20 protein-coding genes and 1 pseudogene are annotated in these 18,257 nt (G+C 59.1%); 4 read left to right on the top strand and 17 right to left on the bottom strand.

The window, feature by feature from the left end:
• Positions 1–15: 15 nt before the first annotated feature.
• The 13 genes and pseudogenes from tolA to CRN80_RS15420 form a co-directional block, all read right to left on the bottom strand.
• A complete protein-coding gene (tolA, locus tag CRN80_RS15475) occupies positions 16–1,089 on the bottom strand; it encodes a cell envelope integrity protein TolA (RefSeq protein WP_003193863.1) in 1,074 nt (357 codons plus the stop codon).
• Positions 1,089–1,541 (bottom strand): protein TolR, encoded by a 453-nt coding sequence (tolR, locus tag CRN80_RS15470; protein WP_161793227.1) that lies wholly within the window; start codon positions 1,539–1,541, stop codon positions 1,089–1,091. Before tolR ends, tolA begins: the two co-directional genes overlap by 1 nt.
• Before the next feature lie 23 nt (positions 1,542–1,564).
• Entirely contained in the window at positions 1,565–2,260 is a 696-nt protein-coding gene (tolQ, locus tag CRN80_RS15465; protein WP_003193865.1) for a protein TolQ, read from the bottom strand.
• Position 2,261: 1 nt separating this feature from the next.
• The gene (gene ybgC / locus CRN80_RS15460) at positions 2,262–2,717 is read right to left on the bottom strand and encodes a tol-pal system-associated acyl-CoA thioesterase (protein ID WP_003193866.1); all 456 of its coding nucleotides are present in this window, start codon (positions 2,715–2,717) and stop codon (positions 2,262–2,264) included.
• 238 nt (positions 2,718–2,955) lie between these two features.
• Positions 2,956–4,014, bottom strand: a complete 1,059-nt coding sequence (ruvB, locus tag CRN80_RS15455; RefSeq protein ID WP_003193867.1) for a Holliday junction branch migration DNA helicase RuvB — start codon at positions 4,012–4,014, stop codon at positions 2,956–2,958.
• Complete coding sequence (gene ruvA / locus CRN80_RS15450) at positions 4,015–4,626, bottom strand: Holliday junction branch migration protein RuvA (RefSeq protein WP_003193868.1); 612 nt, start codon at positions 4,624–4,626, stop codon at positions 4,015–4,017. It abuts the gene before it with no gap.
• 70 nt (positions 4,627–4,696) lie between these two features.
• Positions 4,697–5,221: a crossover junction endodeoxyribonuclease RuvC gene (gene ruvC / locus CRN80_RS15445; protein ID WP_019821257.1), complete on the bottom strand. Its 525-nt coding sequence runs from the start codon at positions 5,219–5,221 to the stop codon at positions 4,697–4,699.
• Positions 5,222–5,267: 46 nt separating this feature from the next.
• A pseudogene (locus CRN80_RS31685) lies at positions 5,268–5,384 on the bottom strand (outer membrane lipoprotein carrier protein LolA); the annotation flags it as partial.
• Positions 5,381–6,127: a YebC/PmpR family DNA-binding transcriptional regulator gene (locus tag CRN80_RS15440; protein ID WP_003193870.1), complete on the bottom strand. Its 747-nt coding sequence runs from the start codon at positions 6,125–6,127 to the stop codon at positions 5,381–5,383. The gene CRN80_RS15440 and the pseudogene CRN80_RS31685, both read right to left, overlap by 4 nt.
• Before the next feature lie 305 nt (positions 6,128–6,432).
• The gene (gene aspS / locus CRN80_RS15435) at positions 6,433–8,208 is read right to left on the bottom strand and encodes an aspartate--tRNA ligase (RefSeq protein ID WP_032895509.1); all 1,776 of its coding nucleotides are present in this window, start codon (positions 8,206–8,208) and stop codon (positions 6,433–6,435) included.
• 108 nt (positions 8,209–8,316) lie between these two features.
• Positions 8,317–8,538 carry an FmdB family zinc ribbon protein gene (locus CRN80_RS15430; RefSeq protein ID WP_003193872.1) on the bottom strand — a complete coding sequence of 74 codons (222 nt, stop codon included), beginning with the start codon at positions 8,536–8,538 and terminating at the stop codon, positions 8,317–8,319.
• Positions 8,539–8,700: 162 nt separating this feature from the next.
• Entirely contained in the window at positions 8,701–9,054 is a 354-nt protein-coding gene (locus tag CRN80_RS15425; protein ID WP_032895508.1) for a ribbon-helix-helix domain-containing protein, read from the bottom strand.
• A gap of 181 nt (positions 9,055–9,235) precedes the next feature.
• The gene (locus CRN80_RS15420; RefSeq protein WP_003193874.1) at positions 9,236–9,709 is read right to left on the bottom strand and encodes a Dps family protein; all 474 of its coding nucleotides are present in this window, start codon (positions 9,707–9,709) and stop codon (positions 9,236–9,238) included.
• Between the two features lie 427 nt (positions 9,710–10,136).
• On the opposite strand from CRN80_RS15420, the gene CRN80_RS31980 reads away from it, so the two are divergent.
• Positions 10,137–10,739 (top strand): cold-shock protein, encoded by a 603-nt coding sequence (locus tag CRN80_RS31980; RefSeq protein ID WP_003193875.1) that lies wholly within the window; start codon positions 10,137–10,139, stop codon positions 10,737–10,739.
• A gap of 72 nt (positions 10,740–10,811) precedes the next feature.
• Here the strand turns inward: CRN80_RS31980 and CRN80_RS15410 are convergent, their stop codons facing one another.
• Together CRN80_RS15410 and CRN80_RS15405 are read right to left on the bottom strand one after the other, a co-directional pair.
• The gene (locus CRN80_RS15410; RefSeq protein ID WP_003193876.1) at positions 10,812–11,018 is read right to left on the bottom strand and encodes a SlyX family protein; all 207 of its coding nucleotides are present in this window, start codon (positions 11,016–11,018) and stop codon (positions 10,812–10,814) included.
• Between the two features lie 3 nt (positions 11,019–11,021).
• Entirely contained in the window at positions 11,022–11,447 is a 426-nt protein-coding gene (locus CRN80_RS15405; protein WP_098950505.1) for an HIT domain-containing protein, read from the bottom strand.
• A 740-nt stretch (positions 11,448–12,187) separates the two neighbouring features.
• Here CRN80_RS15405 and CRN80_RS15395 point away from each other — a divergent pair.
• Positions 12,188–13,486: an OprD family porin gene (locus tag CRN80_RS15395; protein WP_044267846.1), complete on the top strand. Its 1,299-nt coding sequence runs from the start codon at positions 12,188–12,190 to the stop codon at positions 13,484–13,486.
• 181 nt (positions 13,487–13,667) lie between these two features.
• Here the strand turns inward: CRN80_RS15395 and CRN80_RS15390 are convergent, their stop codons facing one another.
• Both CRN80_RS15390 and CRN80_RS15385 read right to left on the bottom strand, forming a co-directional pair.
• Positions 13,668–14,510 (bottom strand): mechanosensitive ion channel family protein, encoded by an 843-nt coding sequence (locus CRN80_RS15390; protein WP_032895503.1) that lies wholly within the window; start codon positions 14,508–14,510, stop codon positions 13,668–13,670.
• A gap of 136 nt (positions 14,511–14,646) precedes the next feature.
• Entirely contained in the window at positions 14,647–15,132 is a 486-nt protein-coding gene (locus CRN80_RS15385) for a YajQ family cyclic di-GMP-binding protein (RefSeq protein WP_003193880.1), read from the bottom strand.
• A gap of 123 nt (positions 15,133–15,255) precedes the next feature.
• Between CRN80_RS15385 and CRN80_RS15380 the strand changes: the two genes are divergently transcribed.
• Both CRN80_RS15380 and CRN80_RS15375 read left to right on the top strand, forming a co-directional pair.
• On the top strand, positions 15,256–16,173 hold the full coding sequence (locus CRN80_RS15380; RefSeq protein ID WP_098950503.1) for a putative 2-dehydropantoate 2-reductase: 918 nt from the start codon (positions 15,256–15,258) through the stop codon (positions 16,171–16,173).
• A gap of 46 nt (positions 16,174–16,219) precedes the next feature.
• Positions 16,220–18,256, top strand: a complete 2,037-nt coding sequence (locus tag CRN80_RS15375; protein ID WP_032895499.1) for an ATP-binding protein — start codon at positions 16,220–16,222, stop codon at positions 18,254–18,256.
• Position 18,257 lies beyond the last annotated feature (1 nt).

Genomic DNA, 18,257 nt, shown 5'->3' with positions numbered 1-18,257 from the left:
CTCGAAGAAGGTTTCTCACAAGGCTAGATCCTCAGGTGTGAATGTCATCTTGAATGAACGATAGGGAGCGAAGTCACTTGGTTTCATTCCCTGCATCTCGGTCAACCGGCCAATATTCTTGACCGCGGCAACCGCCGAACTGTCGAACGAACCGTCACCACTGGACTTGGCCACGCTGACCGAAGTCACCGTACCGTCCGGCAACATGCCGATCTGCAGCACTACTGTCATGCCTTTACGTGCCGAAGGTGGACGTGTCCAACCTTCCGCTGCCCGCGCCCGAATCAGGTCATCGAAACTGCCCGCGACTTCATCGCCACGTTCATCGGCCAAGGCTTGCTGACGCTGCGGCGTGTCGGAAAGCAAATCTGCCAGGGCCTGGGCCTTTTTCTCTTCGGCGGATTTGCGTGCTGCTTCCTGGGCCTTTTTCTTGGAGGCGTCGGCGGCAGCTTTCTTCTTCGCTTCGTCGGCGACTTTCTTCTTCGCCTCGTCTGCTTCAGCTTTTTTCTTGGCGTCTTCGGCGGCTTTCTTCTTCGCGTCTTCGACGATCTTTTTCTTGGCTTCTTCAGCGGCCTTTTTCTTGGCCTCTTCTTCGGCAGCCTTCTTGGCTTCTTCTTCCGATTTTTTCTTGGCTATATCAGCCAATTGTTTCTCTTCGGCCTTTTTCGCTTCGGCAGCTTTCTCGGCTTTCTTGGCTTCATCAGCCTTTTTCGCCTCGTCGGCCTTCTTGGCTTCGTCAGCCTTTTTCGATTCCTCGGCCTTTTGAGCCGCCTCTTCTTTCTTTTGTTCCGCAGCAGCCTTCACCGCTTCCTGCTCGACCTTCTTCTGTTCCATCTGCTCGACTTCAGTCTGGCGCGCGGCCGACTTCTGGGCCTCACCCGCAATCTTCTGATTGGTCTGGGTGGTGGCCTGGCTTTTCGATTTCAGCTGATACAGGGTCGCCTGCACGATCGGCTTGGCTGGCGGCAAATCCGGAGTCATGGCAAAGCTGACAAACAGCATGCCGAACACCAGGACGTGCAGGGCAATTGCCCACACGCCAGGCCAGAAGTAGCTTTCCGAGGCGGACGGCTCTCGCTGTTGCTGCATCAGGGCGCCTCGGTAATCAAGCCAACGTTACCGACGCCGGCCTTCTGCAGCCCGCCCATGGCACCCATGACGGAGCCGTAGTCGACCGATTTGTCGCCCCGGATAAACACCTGGGTGTGCTTGCCGCCTTCGTTGCCGGAGCGAATGATCTTGGTCACCGCATCGGTCATGGCCGGCAAGGTCAGGGCCTTGTCCTGCTGCTTTTGCGTGTCGACTTCGCTGCCAAGGTTCCAGTAATAGGTCTTGTCAGCCTTGATCGAAATGGTCAGGACCTGAGTGTTGTTGTCCTGCGGCAAGGCTTCACTGGAAACCTTGGGCAGATCAACCTTCACGCCCTGGTTGAGCATCGGCGCGGTCACCATGAAGATCACCAGCAGTACCAGCATCACGTCGATGTAGGGCACTACGTTCATCTCGGCGACCGGCTTGCGCTTTTTGCGAGCTCGAGCGATTAAAGCCATTGGGAATTACCTGCTTATTCTTCGCTGGTGTGCACTTTACGGTGCAGGATCGCCTGGAATTCATCGGCGAAGGTGTAGTAACGGCCGATCAAGGTTTCGCTGGTGGCGGCAAAACGGTTGTAGGCGATTACTGCGGGAATAGCGGCGAACAGGCCGATCGCGGTGGCGATCAGGGCTTCGGCAATACCCGGGGCCACGGTGGCCAGCGTGGCTTGCTGCGCCTGGGCCAGGCCGCGGAAGGAGTTCATGATGCCCCATACGGTACCGAACAGGCCGATGTACGGGCTGACGGAACCCACGGTGGCGAGGAACGGCAGGCCCTGTTCAAGTTTCTCTTCTTCGCGGGAGATGGCAACGCGCATGGCACGGGCCACGCCTTCCATCACCGCTTCCGGGTCTACACCAGGCTGCTGGCGCAGACGGGAGAATTCCTTGAAGCCGGCACGGAAGATCTGCTCGACGCCCGAGTCCGGGTCCGGGTTGCTGCCGGCCTGGCGGTACAGCTTGGACAGGTCGATACCCGACCAGAAGCGCTCTTCAAAGCTCTCCAGGGCACGTCGACCGGCACGCAGCATGTTGCTGCGCTGAAAAATCATGACCCAAGAGGTAACCGATGCGGCTACCAGGGTCAGCATGACCAGTTGAACCACGACACTGGCATTGCTGACCAGGCTCCACATGGAGGAATGGTCGACGACGGTAGGTTCCACGCTAAATCTCCTGCTTTGATTGTTGACCCGCGCCGCTCACGGCGGCAAAGGCCGCACGTAGAGTTTCGGGAATGGCCCGAGGTTTCAAGCTGTTGGTGCGCACACACGCCACCAGGAACTGCCCCTCACAGAGCAGCGTTGCATCCGTGGCCCGCCTGACCTGCTGTTTGAAACGCAGGCTGGCACGGTTCAATTCGATGACTTCGGCACTGACCAGCAATTCGTCGTCCAGTCGCGCCGGTGCGTGGTAACGCGCCTCGCTGGAATGCACGACGAATAACAGGTCCTCGCCTACCAGCTCGGACTGGGCAAAACCCAACTCCCGCAGCCGCTCGGTTCGAGCCCGTTCCATGAATTTCAGGTAATTGACGTAATAAACGATGCCGCCGGCATCGGTGTCCTCGTAATAAACGCGACAGCGATGTGCGAACGACTGATCCCCGTTTTGCGCGCGCATACTCTAGTGCTTACTCCTCAGGTTGCCAATTGGCTGGGCAACTGTTTTTTCATTCCTGAACGCTTTCAAATGACGACGCCAGACACTGGGACAGCACAAAGCTCGGATAAATCACCCCACATGACAAATACCCTGTAGGAGCGAGCTCGCTCGCGAAGAACCTGAGCGCGCCACGTATAACCAGACATACCGCATTATCGTTGGCGTTTTTCGCGAGCAAGCTCGCTCCTACAATTTTTTAATCGTCTACTGCATCGAGGAATTCGTCTACCACGGGCATCTCTCCCAATCGTGACGGAATGTTTAGCCCAAAGTGCAGGTAAGCATGACGCGTCACCACCCTGCCCCGCGGGGTTCGCATGATGTAGCCCTGCTGGATCAGGTAGGGCTCCAGCACATCCTCAATGGTATGGCGTTCTTCACTGATGGCTGCGGCCAGGCTGTCCACGCCGACCGGGCCACCGTCGAATTTCTCGATCATGGTCAAAAGTAGGCGCCGATCCTGGTGATCAAAACCATGCTCGTCCACGTCCAGCAGGTTCAACGCCAGGTCCGCCACCGCCTTGGTGATGTGGCCCTTGGCACGCACTTCGGCAAAATCGCGCACGCGGCGCAGCAAGCGGTTGGCGATGCGTGGCGTACCGCGGGCGCGCCGGGCGATTTCAAAGGCGCCTTCCGGGTCCAGGGGCAGGCCAAGGATACTCGCTGACCGGCTGACAATGGTCGCCAGATCGGCGGTGCTATAGAACTCTAGACGTTGAACAATGCCGAAACGGTCTCGCAGCGGGTTGGTCAACATGCCTGCGCGGGTGGTCGCGCCCACCAGGGTGAATGGCGGCAGGTCGAGCTTGATCGAGCGGGCCGCCGGGCCTTCGCCGATCATGATGTCGAGCTGAAAGTCTTCCATGGCCGGGTACAGCACTTCCTCGACAATCGGCGACAACCGATGGATTTCGTCGATAAACAGCACGTCATGGGGTTCAAGGTTGGTCAGCAGCGCCGCCAGGTCACCCGGCCGTTCCAGCACCGGGCCGGAGGTGGACTTGATCGACACGCCCATCTCCTGGGCGATGATATTGGCCAGGGTGGTCTTGCCCAACCCCGGCGGGCCGAAGATCAGGGTGTGGTCCAGGGACTCACTGCGCCCGCGCGCGGCCTGTATAAACAGCTCCATCTGCTCGCGCACGGTGGGCTGGCCGATGTATTCGGCCAGGCTCAGGGGGCGGATGGCCCGGTCCTGGACTTCTTCACGGTCACGCGGGCCGGTGGCCGCGATCAGACGATCGGCTTCAATCACTTAAATCATTCCCTTCAGGGCACGGCGAATCATGTCTTCAGCGCTCAGGTTCTTGTCCTTGATGGCCGATACGGCCTTGCTGGCTTCCTGGGGCTTGTAGCCCAGGGAGATCAGCGCATTGACCGCATCGCTTTCCGCACTGGCAACCTGGGCCGCCGGCATGTCCGGCTGGTTCGGTACCAGGGCGAACATGCTCGGTACCACCTCCCAGGCTTTGAAGCGGTCCTTGAGCTCGACCAACAAGCGCTCGGCGGTCTTCTTGCCCACCCCCGGCACCTTGGTCAGGGCCGAGGTGTCCTGGGCGGATACGGCACGCACCAATTCATCCACTTCCAGGCTCGACATCAAGGCCAGGGCCAATTTGGGCCCCACGCCATTGAGGCGAATCAGCTCGCGGAAGAAATCGCGGTCGCGCTTGCCGATAAAACCATAGAGTAGTTGCGCGTCTTCGCGCACCACTAAATGGGTGTGCAAGGTTATCGGCTCGCCGACCGACGGCAGGCGATACAGGGTGGTCATGGGCACTTCCAGCTCATAACCCAACCCATTCACATCCAGAATCAGGTGCGGCGGCTGTTTCTCAGCCAGGGTGCCGCGCAAGCGTCCAATCACGGTTCAGATCCTTAAAGCTTGGGGGTCAGTGCAAGGCCTGACCGCAAAAATAACGATTGCGCTGATGCTATCAGAGACGCAGGCGCCCGCCACGACTACGTGCTGCGCCCAAGCCATGAGGCAGCAGGCTGGAGCGGGTATGGGCATGGCAAATGGCGATGGCCAGGGCGTCCGAGGCGTCGATCTGCGGCTTGGACGTGAGCTTGAGCATATGCATGACCATCATCTGCACCTGCTCCTTGTTGGCGCCACCGGTGCCGACCACGGCCTGCTTGACCTGGGTCGCGGTGTATTCAGCGATCTCCATGCCCTCCTCGGCACCCGCCACGATGGCGGCGCCACGGGCTTGGCCGAGCTTCAGCGCCGAGTCGGCATTCTTGGCCATAAACACTTTTTCGATGCCCATGGTGACCGGGCCGTAGGTCTGGATGACTTCACGCACGCCGCGATAAACGATCTGCAGCCGCTCGGCCAGCTCGCCGGCACCGGTGCGGATGCAACCCGAGGCGACATACACACAGCCGCGTGGGGTTTGCTGCACCACGCCAAAACCGGTGATGCGCGAACCGGGGTCGATACCTAGGATTAAAGTCATAACGCCTGCGGGTTTATCAGTTGAGGCGTCAGAAGCGACGCTATTCCACTGTAGGAGCGAGCTTGCTCGCGAAAAACTCGATAGCGACGCGGGGTGTCAGATACCCAGCGTTATCGTTAACGACCTTCGCGAGCAAGCTCGCTCCTACAATGGTGGGTGTCAGGTGAGTTGTTCGGCTACCGACTCCGGGATGTCGGCATTCGAATACACATTCTGCACATCATCCAGATCTTCAAGCATGTCCAACAGCTTCAGCACCTTTTGCGCACCGTCCAGGTCCAGTTCGGCACTGGTGGTCGGCAGCATCACGATTTCCGCGTCGGTGCCGTTGAAACCAGCGGCTTCCAGGGCGTTACGCACGGCGTAGAAGCTGGCAAACGAGGTGAACACATCGATGGAGCCGTCTTCGTTGGTCACGACGTCATCGGCATCCGCTTCCATCGCGGCTTCCATCAGCGCGTCTTCATCGGTGCCGGGTGCGAAGGTGATCTGCCCCTTGCGCTCGAACAGGTAGGCTACCGAGCCATCCGTGCCGAGGTTGCCACCGCACTTGCTGAACGCATGGCGCACGGCTGCCGCGGTACGGTTGCGGTTGTCGGTCATGCACTCAACCATCACCGCCACGCCGCCCGGGCCGTAGCCTTCGTAGGTCAGCTCGACCATGTCGTCGGTATCGGCTGCGCCAGCACCACGGGCCACGGCACGGTCAATGATGTCGCGGCTCATGTTCGCGCCCAGGGCCTTGTCCAGCGCCAGGCGCAGACGCGGGTTGGAGCCCGGGTCACCGCCACCCTGGCGGGCTGCGACGGTCAGTTCGCGAATCCACTTGGTGAAGATCTTGCCTTTCTTGGCATCCTGACGCTCTTTGCGGTGCTTGATGTTCGCCCACTTGGAATGGCCAGCCATAACACAACTCCGAAATTCTCTAAAAAACTTATCAATCCCGCCCTTCCGGCGTAATGCCGTTCAGTTAAGCGCATATCGCCCTCTGTAGGAGCGAGCTTGCTCGCGAAAAACGTCAACGATAACGCGTGCTTCCTGATAGAACACGGCGCTTGTGAGTTTTTCGCGAGCAAGCTCGCTCCTACAGAAAGCCTTAACTGAACGGCATTACGCCCCAGGCGAGATTTCCCTCTTTTAAACGCAAAGGCGCATCCGAAGATGCGCCTTTTTGACTGCCTACCACTTTATCGCGCTTTCACGCAGCAGCCTTACTCAGCCTTCGGCGTCTCGCGCAGACGGATGTGCAGCTCGCGCAAGGCCTTGGCATCCACCACACCCGGCGCCTGGGTCATGACGTCCGCAGCGCTCTGGGTTTTCGGGAAGGCGATCACTTCACGGATCGACTGGGCGCCGGTCATCAGCATTACCAGACGGTCCAGGCCGAACGCCAAGCCACCGTGCGGCGGCGCGCCGTATTTCAGGGCGTCGAGCAGGAAGCCGAATTTCTCTTCCTGTTCCGCTTCGTTGATGCCCAGCAGGCGGAAGACCGCTTGTTGCATCTCTTTGCGGTGGATACGGATCGAACCGCCACCCAGTTCAGTACCGTTGAGCACCATGTCGTAGGCACGGGACAGCGCGCCGGCCGGGTTGGCTTCCAGCTCCTGCGGGGAGCACTTCGGCGCGGTGAACGGGTGGTGCAAGGCGCTGAAGCTGCCGTCGTCGTTCTCTTCGAACATCGGGAAGTCCACAACCCACATCGGTGCCCATTCGCAGGTCAGCAGGTTCAGGTCGTGACCGAGCTTGATACGCAGCGCGCCCAGGGCTTCGCTGACGATCTTGGCCTTGTCGGCGCCGAAGAACACGATGTCGCCGTCAACCGCACCGACGCGATCAAGGATCGTGTTCAGGTTGGCTTCAGGGATGTTTTTCACGATCGGCGATTGCAGGCCGTCGACACCGTTGGCGCGCTCGTTGACCTTGATGTAGGCCAGGCCCTTGGCACCGTAGATGCCGACAAACTTGGTGTAGTCGTCGATCTGCTTGCGCGGCATGCTCGCGCCGCCAGGCACGCGCAGGGCGGCGATACGGCATTTAGGGTCGTTGGCCGGGCCGCTGAACACCTTGAAGTCAACGTCCTTGAGCTGGTCGGCCACGTCCACCAGTTCCAGCGGGTTACGCAGGTCTGGCTTGTCGGAACCGTAGCGGCGCATGGCTTCTTCGAAGGTCATGTGCGGGAATTCGCCGAACTCCAGGCCCAGCACTTCCTTGAACAGGTTGCGGATCATTTGTTCGGTCAGGCCCATGATCTCTGTTTCATCGAGGAAGCTGGTCTCGATGTCGATCTGGGTGAATTCCGGCTGGCGGTCAGCGCGCAGGTCTTCGTCGCGGAAGCACTTGGCGATCTGGTAGTAACGGTCGAAGCCGGCCACCATCAGCAGTTGCTTGAACAGCTGTGGCGATTGCGGCAAGGCGAAGAAGCTGCCGGCGTGGGTGCGGCTCGGTACCAGGTAGTCACGCGCGCCTTCCGGGGTGGCCCGGGTGAGGATCGGCGTTTCGACGTCCAGGAAGCCGTTTTCGTCGAGGAAGCGGCGGATGCTGGTGGTCATGCGCGAACGCAGGCGCAGCTTCTCGGCCATTTCCGGACGACGCAGGTCCAGGAAGCGGTAGCGCAGGCGGGTTTCTTCGCCCACATCGGAGTATTCGTTGAGTGGGAACGGCGGGGTTTCCGACTCGTTCAGCACTTCCAGCTCATAGCCCAGCACTTCGATGCCGCCGGACGCCATGTTCTTGTTCACGGCACCGGCCGGACGCAGGCGTACCTTGCCGGTGATCTTCACCACGTATTCGCTGCGCACGCGGTCGGCGGCGGCGAAACTCTCGGCGCGGTCCGGGTCGAACACCACCTGGGCCAGACCATCACGGTCACGGATATCGAGGAAGATCACCCCGCCGTGGTCGCGGCGACGGTGAACCCATCCGCAAAGGGTGATTTCCTGACCTTCCAGGGTCTCGTTCAGTTGGCCGCAATAGTGGCTGCGCATCATGGTCGTGGTTTCACTTCTCGTAATTCGAAATTCGGTGGCAGGCCTGCCTCGTCACCGTACAGTTAAGCAGGGGACGGATAATGCAGGAGCCTGCGCGTAGAGTTCAACTCAGTCTGCTTTGTCGCCGCCCGCCAGGTTCTTCTTGGCGCCGGTCTTGAAATCGGTCTCGTACCAGCCGCTGCCGCTCAGGCGGAAGCCCGGCATGGACAACATCTTCTTCAACTCAGGTGCCTGGCAGGCAGGGCAATCGACCAGCGGCGCGGCGCTGATCTTCTGAATGGCTTCCAACTGATGACCACAGGAAGCGCATTGATAGTCGTACATGGGCATGGAGATGTCTCGGCGATCAGATCGTTACAGCGCCACGCCCTGCCCTGTGCATAAAGCCCGGCATGCGCAGCAAAGCGCGGGATTATATCTGGTAAATCAACACAGCGCAGCCGGCTTTGTGCCCAGGGCCCGGCCCGCCGGGATGACGGGCCGACCATCGGACTACTGCGTGAGCGTATCCCCCGTCGTGAGGGCGCCCCGGCCTTTGAGCACGTGGACCACGCACACCACCCTCACCAGCCCACTGAAGTTCTTCACGCCTCCGTAACGCAAATGCACTTCCCGATCGACATAGGACAACAATGCACTGACCGAACAGGTATTGAGCCTGGCGATTTCCGTCAGGATGTTCCAATAGATCTGTTCAAGCCGCAAACAGGTAGAAAACCCATTGAGCCTGACCGACCGGGACAGTGGCTTGGCCAGTCCCATATCAAAACCCTTCGAAAAAGGGTCAACTTTTATCTTGTGAAAACCACAGGCTTCCATCACTCCCTTACCCACTCCACGTGACATACACCTGACACTCCATTGCCAAACAGCAGCCAACAGGTTTCTCCCATTGGACGATGGGCCTATAAAACAGCAGCCAGCGCAGAGCAGCCAGAAGACGGGGAGTAGTTAGTCGTAGGACAACGCCAGGAAGCGCAGGGAAACCAGCAGGCAGCGCCCAAAAGGCGCCGCCTGGGTTTAACCGTTACTGGTTTTCGAGCAGGGAGCGCAGCATCCACGCGGTTTTCTCGTGAACCTGCATACGCTGGGTCAAGAGGTCCGCCGTCGGCTCATCACTGACTTTGTCGAGCAATGGGAAGATGCCTCGCGCGGTACGTGTGACCGCTTCCTGGCCGGCCACCAACTGCTTGATCATCTCTTCGGCGCTCGGCACACCCTCTTCTTCCTTGATGGAAGACAGGCGCGCGTAAATCGAATAGGCACCCGGCGCCGGGAAGCCCAGGGCACGGATACGCTCGGCAATGGAGTCCACTGCCAGCGCCAGCTCGTTGTACTGCTCCTCGAACATCAGGTGCAGCGTGCGAAACATGGGGCCTGTGACGTTCCAATGGAAATTGTGGGTCTTCAGATACAGAACATAGGTATCGGAAAGCAGGCGGGAAAGTCCGTCGACGATGGATTTACGGTCTTCTTCACTGATACCAATATCGATTGCCATGTGTTTCCCCTTCAATTGACGAGCATTCATTGATCAGGTGCAGCTCCACTCTAGCAAGAGAGTGCGCCATGTGCAGCCCGACACACCCGAGCGACATGCGGCAAATCGCCCCGCACCGCCTACGGGATCTGACTTGGCAAGCCTGTTTACCTGTGGGAAGAGTCTCGGCATGCCAATGAAAAATCCCGCACCTGTCTAGGACAAGCGTTTGACGCAGAAATGCCCTGGCCGTGGCAACACCCCGAAATGCTTGATTTGAGTAGGCACAGCCTTTGCTGTTAAATAGACGCGGTGTGGCTGCCGTTTATTCCTGCGGCACGTCACATAGGCTGATACCCGCGCACGTGCTCAACGCCTCCCATTGTTCAGAAGCGAACCGTGCCAGTCAGCTCTTCCTTGTGATCCGTCTTAACGTGAGTTAACCAAAATGTTGAAAATCGTCCACCTGCTAACGGGCGTTGCAGCGTTGCTGCTGTCCTTTATTCCGAGCCTGCAGCCTGAAAGCCTGCCCTATCTGGAACAACACGACGCCCTGTACCTGGCCTTGTTCGGCCTTCTTAACCTGACGCTCGCACCGGTAATCCCTTACTGGAACAAAGGCACGCGTCATCAACTGCAAAACCTGGTCAGTGCGCTGCTGGTGCTGACTGTTGTCGTACAAACCCTCACCCTCCTGGCGCCCATGCCTGAAGTCGGGGGCCATCCGGCCATCCTGCTCAGCCTGGTGATTGCTGTGGTCGCCATCGTTCTTCACCTGGCCATCAGCTTCTACCGCTCGTCTCCAGCGGCCGCGTCGCAAAACTATGACATGACCAACCGGGATACCGGGACCGTCAAGTGGTTCAACACCTCCAAGGGCTTCGGCTTCATTTCCCGCGATTCGGGCGACGATATCTTCGTCCACTTCCGAGCCATTCGTGGCGAAGGCCATCGCGTCCTGGTCGAAGGCCAGCGCGTGGAGTTCTCGGTGATGAACCGTGACAAGGGCCTGCAAGCCGAAGACGTCATCGCTGCCCTGCCGCGTCGCTGATTCCTAGCCTTCGCAGCAAAAAAAACCGCGATCCAGCCTTGGCTGGGTCGCGGTTTTTTATTGCCTGCACATTCAATAGTGGGGCGGTGGCGCTTCTTCTTCGGATGACTCGAACTGCCCGCCCATCTCTTCCTGGCGCTTGAGCAGTGCAGTCATCTGCAATTGCAGGCGTTCGACGGCCCGCTGCTGGGCAACCAGGATGTCGTTGAGGGTTTCAATGGTGTCGTCCTGGAAGGCCAGGCGGCTTTCCAGGTCGGTGACGCGTTCTTGCAGGTCCATGGTTCAGTCCTGGGTGAAAATGAAGTCGGCAGGCAATAGCTCGCGCAATCGGCTGCGAATCGCGGCGATCTGCGCTTCGGTGTAGGGCCGGGCTGGATGCTTGCCCCACACCGGGGCTGGCCAGGCGGCGTCGTCGCGCTTGCGCACAATCACATGCACATGCAACTGGCTGACCACGTTACCCAGCGCGCCGATGTTCATCTTGTCGGCCGCCAGCCCCTCGTTAAGCAACTGCGCCAGGGCCGTCGTTTCTTGCCACAAGGTTTGTTGATCTGCGACATCCAGTTGAAACACTTCGCTGATACCGTCGATGCGTGGCACCAGAATGAACCAGGGGTAATTCGCGTCATTGGACAGCAGCAGGCGACAGAGCGGGAAGTCCCCAATGGCCAAGGTATCTTGTTGCAGGCGTTGATCTAAGGCGAACACGTGGCACTCCGTTCGGCAGGTCGGTAACAGGTGCCCAGCATACCTTCGAATGCCCAAGGCTTCACGGGCAATGCTGGCGGCCTTGAGGCAGTCCGGCAAAAAAATGCACCCTTTAGAGGCAGTAACCCATAGGAGCAACGCTAGGCCGGGCCTCAACGGGATGCACCAAAATGACCCACCTGTGCCTCAAAGGGATCTGCCGATTACCCACTGATAAGGGTCAACCGGTAACGTTTTACCCAGGTACAGGATTCAGGTACCACCGAACCGGGGTAACACCCTGGTGTCAAGCCCAACCCAAATGGCGTAAAACCCCCGTGCTTATGCGGTTTTTACAGGTTCATCACACTTTTCACGAAAAAATGACATTCGGTCAGCGGTTTGAGCACGCTTGTTGCATTCACCCCCATATCGTCGGCAACGGCACCCGTTTGGACACAGGTGTTTCGCGATAAAAACAGTGGCGTTTCAATGTGTATCAGGGAAGTGTTCAAACTTTGAAAGAAGTCTGAAAACAGCATTGAAGTTGTCAGCCTGGATACATTTCAGGCTGTGAATTTGCGACATGGATCTAGCGATTTACGACAGCCTCGTAAAGAAGCTGAAAGGATAGTTGAGTAAGTATCGTCAATAGGGTCTGCGTGAGATAACTTTGCGCCGACACAAAAAGAAAGAGCCGCCCAGATAAAAATACAGGTGGGACGGCAGTACTCTTCCTAAAACCAAAGGAGCAAATCACGATGCGCGTGATGAAGTGGAGCATGATCGCCCTGGCTGTTTCAGCAGGCACCTCGCAGTTCGCAATGGCGTCCGCCCAGGACGATTCCAAGGGCTTTGTTGAAGACAGTACGTTCAGCATCAATACTCGCGCGCTGTACTTCAGCCGTGACTTCCGTAATGAGCCAGGCGGCGGTTACAGCACCGTCAACGGCAAGCGTAAGAGCCGTGCTGAAGAAACCGGCCTGGGCTTCAATGCCCTGTACGAATCGGGCTTCACCCAGGGCACCATTGGTGTCGGTGTGGACGTGATCGGCCTGATGGGCCTCAAGCTCGACAGCGGCAAGGGCCGCGCCGGCACCGGCCTGTTCCCTACCGGGTCCGATGGTCGCTCGCAAGATGACTATTCCAAAGGCGGCGGCGCGGTCAAGTTCCGCATCTCCAATACGGTGCTGAAGGTGGGTGACCAATACACCACAGCTCCAGTGTTTGCCTCCGACGACAGCCGCTTGCTGCCAGAGCTGCCACAAGGTATCTCGATCACCAGCAACGAGATCAAGGGCCTGAAGCTTGAAGGCGGTCACTTCACTTCCAGCGTCGCGCAGAACCAGACCTACCACGACAGCCTGGGCCTGACCAAAACCGACTTTGTCGGTGGCGTGTATGCCTTCACTCCGGAATTCACCGGCAGCCTGTACTACGCGAAAACCGAAGATTACTTCCGCAAGTACTACAGCAACCTGAACTGGACCCACGCCCTGAGCGATGATCAGTCGTTCGCGCTGGACTTCAACATCTACGACACCAAGAGCGACGGCGCCGGCCTGCAACGCGCAGAGAAAGACGGCGTGACCAAGCTCGACAACCGCGCCTTCAGCTTGCAGGGCGCGTACACCATCGGCGCTCACACCTTCACCCTGGCAGCCCAGAAAGTCACCGGTGACGGCGACTACGGTTACGGCGTAGACGGCGGCGGCACTGTGTTCCTGGCCAACTCCATTGCCCGTTCCGACTTCAACGCCGAAGGCGAAAAGTCCTACCAGGCGCGTTATGACATCAACATGGCGACCTTCGGCATTCCGGGCCTGAGCTTCATGACCCGTTATGTCACCGGTAGCGGCGCCAACACGGGCACCACCAGCAACGGCAAAGAGTGGGAACGCGACATCGAGGCCAAGTACGTGATTCAGAGCGGCCCGGCGAAAGACCTGAGCTTGCGTCTGCGTCAAGCGACTTACCGTTCCGGTGATGGCGTGTACTATGGTTCGCCGTCGATCGATGAACTGCGTCTGATCGCCAACTACCCGCTGAACATCTTGTAATTGCTGGTTCAATTACAACGATGACTTGAGGCTTAGGCCTTAAATAAAAAGCCGCTCCTCTGTTCAACAGGGAGCGGCTTTTTTATTGCAGTTTTATTTCAACCGATAAAACAACTAGCAAGCTAAGTAACTAGTTTGTCAAAGCTGACCTTTCGGCCAAGTTTGATAGCGTCACGTCGTGTTATTTCGGCGCACTTTCCTGCATCACCCGAATAACCCGTTGCGGAAACGGAATATCAATCCCGGCCGCTTTCAAACGGTCACGCGCCAGTTCATTGAGCATAAACACCACGTCCCAATAATCCGGGGTGTTGGTCCAGCAACGCAGGGAGACGGTGATGGAACTGTCGCCCAAGGTCGATACCACCGCGACGGCGGCAGGGTCTTTCAGTACACGCGGGTCTTCAGCCAAAGCCAGCAGCACTTCACGGGCCTTCTGCAGGTCTGCCTCATAGTCCACACCCACGTCAAACACAACCTTGCGGGTCGGTTGGCGGTTGGTGTTGGTGATAAGGCCGTTGGACAGGCTGCCGTTGGGAATGATCACCGTCTTGTTGTCGCCGGTACGCAACACCGTGTGGAAGATCTGGATGCTGTCGACGGTACCCGAGGTGCCTTGGGCTTCGATCCAGTCACCGATGCGGAACGGGCGGAACAACAGAATCAGCACGCCGCCGGCAAAGTTCGCCAGGCTGCCTTGCAAGGCCAGGCCGATAGCCAGGGTAGCGGCACCGATCGCCGCCACGAACGAGGTGGTGGCCACACCGATCATCGAGGCCACGTTGACCACCAGCATGACTTTGAGCGCGATGTTGGCAAGGCTGGTGATGAAGTGTTGCAACGCCATGTCCGCGTTACGCATGGCCAGCAGGCGGCCCACGCGTTGCGTCAAGACATTGATCAGCCACCAGCCGATGGCCAGGGTGACCAACGCCAGCAATACGCGGCTGCCGTATTCCATGATCATGGGGATCCAAGACTGGGAGGTCTTGATCAGGTGATCCATTTCAGCGTTCAAATCCATCTACTTTCTCCTGTTGTGCGGCGATAAGGCTCGACTGACTGCCTGAAAACGCAATTGAGCCCCGAAGGGCTCAATTGTAGGCAATGATGCTGGGGCGTGGGACGCCAAAAGTGCCCACAGGTTCCCCAAAGTGCCATCAGTCGCGGAAGTTATTGAACTGCAGCGGCATATCAAACGTCTTGGCGCGCAGGGCCGCGATGGCCTCTTGCAGGTCGTCACGCTTCTTGCCAGTGACGCGAACCTGCTCGCCCTGGATGGCGGCCTGGACTTTAAGCTTGGCGTCCTTGATGTGCGCGACGATTTTCTTGGCCAGCTCTTTGTCGATGCCTTCCTTGAGCACGGCTTCCTGCTTCATCAGCTTGCCGGAAGCGTAGGCATCCTTGACTTCCAGGCACTGCACGTCGATCTTGCGCTTGACCAGGGCCAGCTTGAGGATCTCGATCATCGCTTCCAGCTGGAAATCGGCCTCAGCGGTCAGGTTGACGGTCAGTTCCTTTTCCTTGAATTCGAAGCTGCCCTTGCCTTTCAAGTCGTAGCGACGGTCCAGTTCCTTGACGGCGTTCTCGACGGCGTTGGTGACTTCGTGTTTGTCCAGTTCAGATACCACGTCGAACGAAGGCATGTGATTTCTCCAATATAAGGGGCGGGCTCAGTAGAGATGGAGCGCGCCCGAGCTAAAATGCCGGGGCATTATAGCGGTTCTTTCGCGCCGTTCACCGCTGGCGAGCTTATGGAGTACACACTGATGGCAACCCCCTGGCATATTCTTGGCGCCGGCAGCCTGGGCACCCTCTGGGCCGCACGGCTGGCGCGCGCGGGCGTGCCCGTGAGGCTGATCCTGCGCAATGAGGCGCGCCTGGCCGACTATCGAGCCGGCCAGGGTCTGACACTGATCGAGCACGGTGTGGAACAGACTTACCCGGTAGTCGGCGAAACACCTGACAGCCCGGAGCCGATTCATCGCCTGCTGGTGGCGTGCAAAGCCTACGATGCCCAAAGCGCCATTGCCCAGTTGCAACCTCGACTGGCGCCCGACGCCGAACTGGTCCTGCTGCAAAACGGCCTCGGCAGCCAGGACGCAGTGGCCGCACAAGTACCGTCGGCCCGTTGCATCTATGCCTCAAGCACCGAAGGCGCGTTTCGCGAAGGCGACTGGCGGGTGGTATTTGCCGGCCATGGTTTCACCTGGCTGGGGGATGCGAGCCACCCCACGCCACCGCTGTGGCTGGACGACCTGCAAGCAGCCGGCATTCCCCATGATTGGGCCAGCGATATTCTCACGCGCCTGTGGCGCAAGCTGGCGCTCAATTGCGCCATCAATCCCCTGACCGTGCTTTACCAGTGCCGCAACGGCGGCTTGCAAGCCCACGCGTGTGAAGTGGCGACCTTGTGCGCTGAACTGGCCGAGCTACTGGAATGCTGCGGTCAACCCGCCGCCGCACAGGACCTGCACAGCGAAGTACAGCGGGTGATCCAGGCCACGGCGACCAATTACTCGTCCATGCACCAGGACGTGGCCAACGCCCGACGTACCGAGATCAGCTACCTGTTGGGCTACGCCTGCCAGGCGGCCGCCCGCCATCAATTGGTGTTGCCGCATCTGCAACAGTTGCAAGCGCGCCTGGTCGAGCATTTGCGCGCACGCGGATTGGCCAGCGACTGAGGCACGCGCTACCCTGCCTACCTGTCTATCGCCTGGGAAAACCCTGATGCCACTGCGCCAGCGTCTTGAAAATCTACCGGTAGGGCAGAAACTGCTGGCGGCCCTGCTGGTGTTGTTGACCACCGTATTGCTGGTGGCCAATCTGACGTTTATCAGCGCTGCCTACTGGATCTCCCAGGAAAGCATGGCCCCCCAGGCCTTGCAGTCCATCGGTCGACTGGTGTCCAACCCCGCGCTCGCCGCCGAGGCCCTTGAGTCTCCGACCAAGGCCGAGGCGCTGCTCAATGAGCTGACCAGCTATTCACCGTTGCGCGCCGCCGCCCTGTACGACGGCGAAGGCAACCGCCTGGCGCAGATGCAGCACGGCGACCGCCTGCACCTGCCGGACCACTACCGGCATATCGAAGCGTGGCGCCTCACCGAATTTCGCAGCAACCAGGTCATCACCCTGCCCCGCGGCAACCAGCCTTCGGGGCATTTGTTGTTGGTGGCCAGCAGTGAGCTGCCAGTGGCGTTCTATACCGGCACACTGACCGCGAGCCTGGGCATCCTGATTTTCAGTGTGTTGCTGTGGCTGGTCATCGCCCGGCAGATCAAACGCCTGATCACACGGCCGATTCATGAACTGGAAGAACTGTCTCGCCAGGTGACCCGCGAGGAAAACTACGCGTTACGCGCCGGGCGTGGCAACCGTGATGAAATTGGCAGCCTGGCCGAAGCCTTCAACACCATGCTGTCGCGTATCGAAGCCCGTGAGCAGCAACTTAAACGTGCGCGCGACGATTCCCAGGCTGCGTATGACCAGGCCCAAGGTTTGGCCGAAGAAACCCGGCATACCAACCGCAAGCTGGAACTGGAAGTCCAGGTGCGCAGCAAGATCGAGAAAAAGCTCACGGGCTTCCAGAACTACCTGAACAGCATTATCGACTCGATGCCCTCGGCGCTGATCGCCCTGGACGAACAACTCTATGTCACCCAGTGGAACCAGGAAGCCACCGCCCTATCCGGCACGCGCCTGGACGAAGCCTTGAACCAGCCGGTATTCCTGGCCTTCCAGCCGCTCAAGCCGTACCTGCCACAGATCAAGGCCACCGTGGAGCAACACACGGTGGAGCGGATCGAGCGGGTCACCTGGATCAAGGACGACGAGCCCAAGCATTATGCGCTGACGTTCTACCCATTAATGGGCGGCGCCGGGCGCGGTGTGGTGATCCGAATCGACGACATCACCCAGCGCCTGTCCCTGGAAGAAATGATGGTGCAATCGGAAAAAATGCTCTCCGTGGGCGGCCTGGCGGCGGGTATGGCCCATGAGATCAACAACCCGCTGGGCGCGATCCTGCATAACGTGCAGAACATCCGTCGGCGCCTGTCCCCCGAGCTGCCCAAGAACCTGGAACTGGCCGAACAAGTGGGCATCGAGCTGGAGACAGTCAACCGTTACCTGCAAGGCCGCGAAGTCCCGCAACTGCTCGACGGCATCCAGCAGGCCGGCGCACGTGCCGCGAAAATCGTCACCCACATGCTCAGCTTCAGCCGCCGCAGCAATCGGCAGATGGCGCCCTGCGATTTGCCGGCGCTGATCGACCAGGCTGTGGAAATCGCTGGTAACGACTTCGACCTGACCATCGGTTTCGACTTCAAGGGCCAGGCGATTATCCGCCAGTTCGATCCGCAACTGGGCCCGGTGCCAGGCACTGCCAACGAGCTGGAGCAAGTGCTGCTCAACCTGTTGAAGAACGCCGCCCAGGCCATTCACCTGCGTGAAGACGACAGCGAGCCGGGGCGGATTATCCTGCGCACGCGCCTCAACCCGCCGTGGGCAGAAATCCAGGTAGAAGACAACGGCATCGGCATGAGCGAAAACGTGCGCAAGCGCACGTTCGAACCGTTCTTTACCACCAAGGAAATCGGCCAGGGCACCGGGCTAGGCCTGTCGGTGTCGTATTTCATCATCACCAACAACCACAAGGGCCAGATGGAAGTGCATTCCACCCTGGGCCAGGGCACCTGCTTTACCTTGCGCCTGCCCCTGGCCGGCAGCCAATTGCCCCCCACTGAACTTACCCAACTGGAGCACTGAC

The sequence above is a fragment of the Pseudomonas sp. FDAARGOS_380 genome (assembly GCF_002591235.1).
In the GTDB taxonomy this organism is placed as follows: domain Bacteria; phylum Pseudomonadota; class Gammaproteobacteria; order Pseudomonadales; family Pseudomonadaceae; genus Aquipseudomonas; species Aquipseudomonas salmasensis.
The sequence above is the reverse complement of the archived record's forward strand: the minus strand, read 5'-3'. Positions and strand labels throughout refer to the sequence as shown.

What these genes read in the sequence shown, in the direction of transcription:
- tolA (WP_003193863.1), bottom strand. Translation starts at nt 1,089, where the DNA reads ATGCAGCAACAGCGAGAGCCGTCCGCCTCGGAAAGCTACTTCTGGCCT.
- ybgC (WP_003193866.1), bottom strand. Translation starts at nt 2,717, where the DNA reads ATGCGCGCGCAAAACGGGGATCAGTCGTTCGCACATCGCTGTCGCGTT.
- ruvC (WP_019821257.1), bottom strand. Translation starts at nt 5,221, where the DNA reads ATGACTTTAATCCTAGGTATCGACCCCGGTTCGCGCATCACCGGTTTT.
- CRN80_RS15440 (WP_003193870.1), bottom strand. Translation starts at nt 6,127, where the DNA reads ATGGCTGGCCATTCCAAGTGGGCGAACATCAAGCACCGCAAAGAGCGT.
- aspS (WP_032895509.1), bottom strand. Translation starts at nt 8,208, where the DNA reads ATGATGCGCAGCCACTATTGCGGCCAACTGAACGAGACCCTGGAAGGT.
- CRN80_RS15430 (WP_003193872.1), bottom strand. Translation starts at nt 8,538, where the DNA reads ATGCCCATGTACGACTATCAATGCGCTTCCTGTGGTCATCAGTTGGAA.
- CRN80_RS15425 (WP_032895508.1), bottom strand. Translation starts at nt 9,054, where the DNA reads ATGTCACGTGGAGTGGGTAAGGGAGTGATGGAAGCCTGTGGTTTTCAC.
- CRN80_RS15420 (WP_003193874.1), bottom strand. Translation starts at nt 9,709, where the DNA reads ATGGCAATCGATATTGGTATCAGTGAAGAAGACCGTAAATCCATCGTC.
- CRN80_RS31980 (WP_003193875.1), top strand. Translation starts at nt 10,137, where the DNA reads ATGTTGAAAATCGTCCACCTGCTAACGGGCGTTGCAGCGTTGCTGCTG.
- CRN80_RS15410 (WP_003193876.1), bottom strand. Translation starts at nt 11,018, where the DNA reads ATGGACCTGCAAGAACGCGTCACCGACCTGGAAAGCCGCCTGGCCTTC.
- CRN80_RS15395 (WP_044267846.1), top strand. Translation starts at nt 12,188, where the DNA reads ATGCGCGTGATGAAGTGGAGCATGATCGCCCTGGCTGTTTCAGCAGGC.
- CRN80_RS15390 (WP_032895503.1), bottom strand. Translation starts at nt 14,510, where the DNA reads ATGGATTTGAACGCTGAAATGGATCACCTGATCAAGACCTCCCAGTCT.
- CRN80_RS15385 (WP_003193880.1), bottom strand. Translation starts at nt 15,132, where the DNA reads ATGCCTTCGTTCGACGTGGTATCTGAACTGGACAAACACGAAGTCACC.
- CRN80_RS15380 (WP_098950503.1), top strand. Translation starts at nt 15,256, where the DNA reads ATGGCAACCCCCTGGCATATTCTTGGCGCCGGCAGCCTGGGCACCCTC.
- CRN80_RS15375 (WP_032895499.1), top strand. Translation starts at nt 16,220, where the DNA reads ATGCCACTGCGCCAGCGTCTTGAAAATCTACCGGTAGGGCAGAAACTG.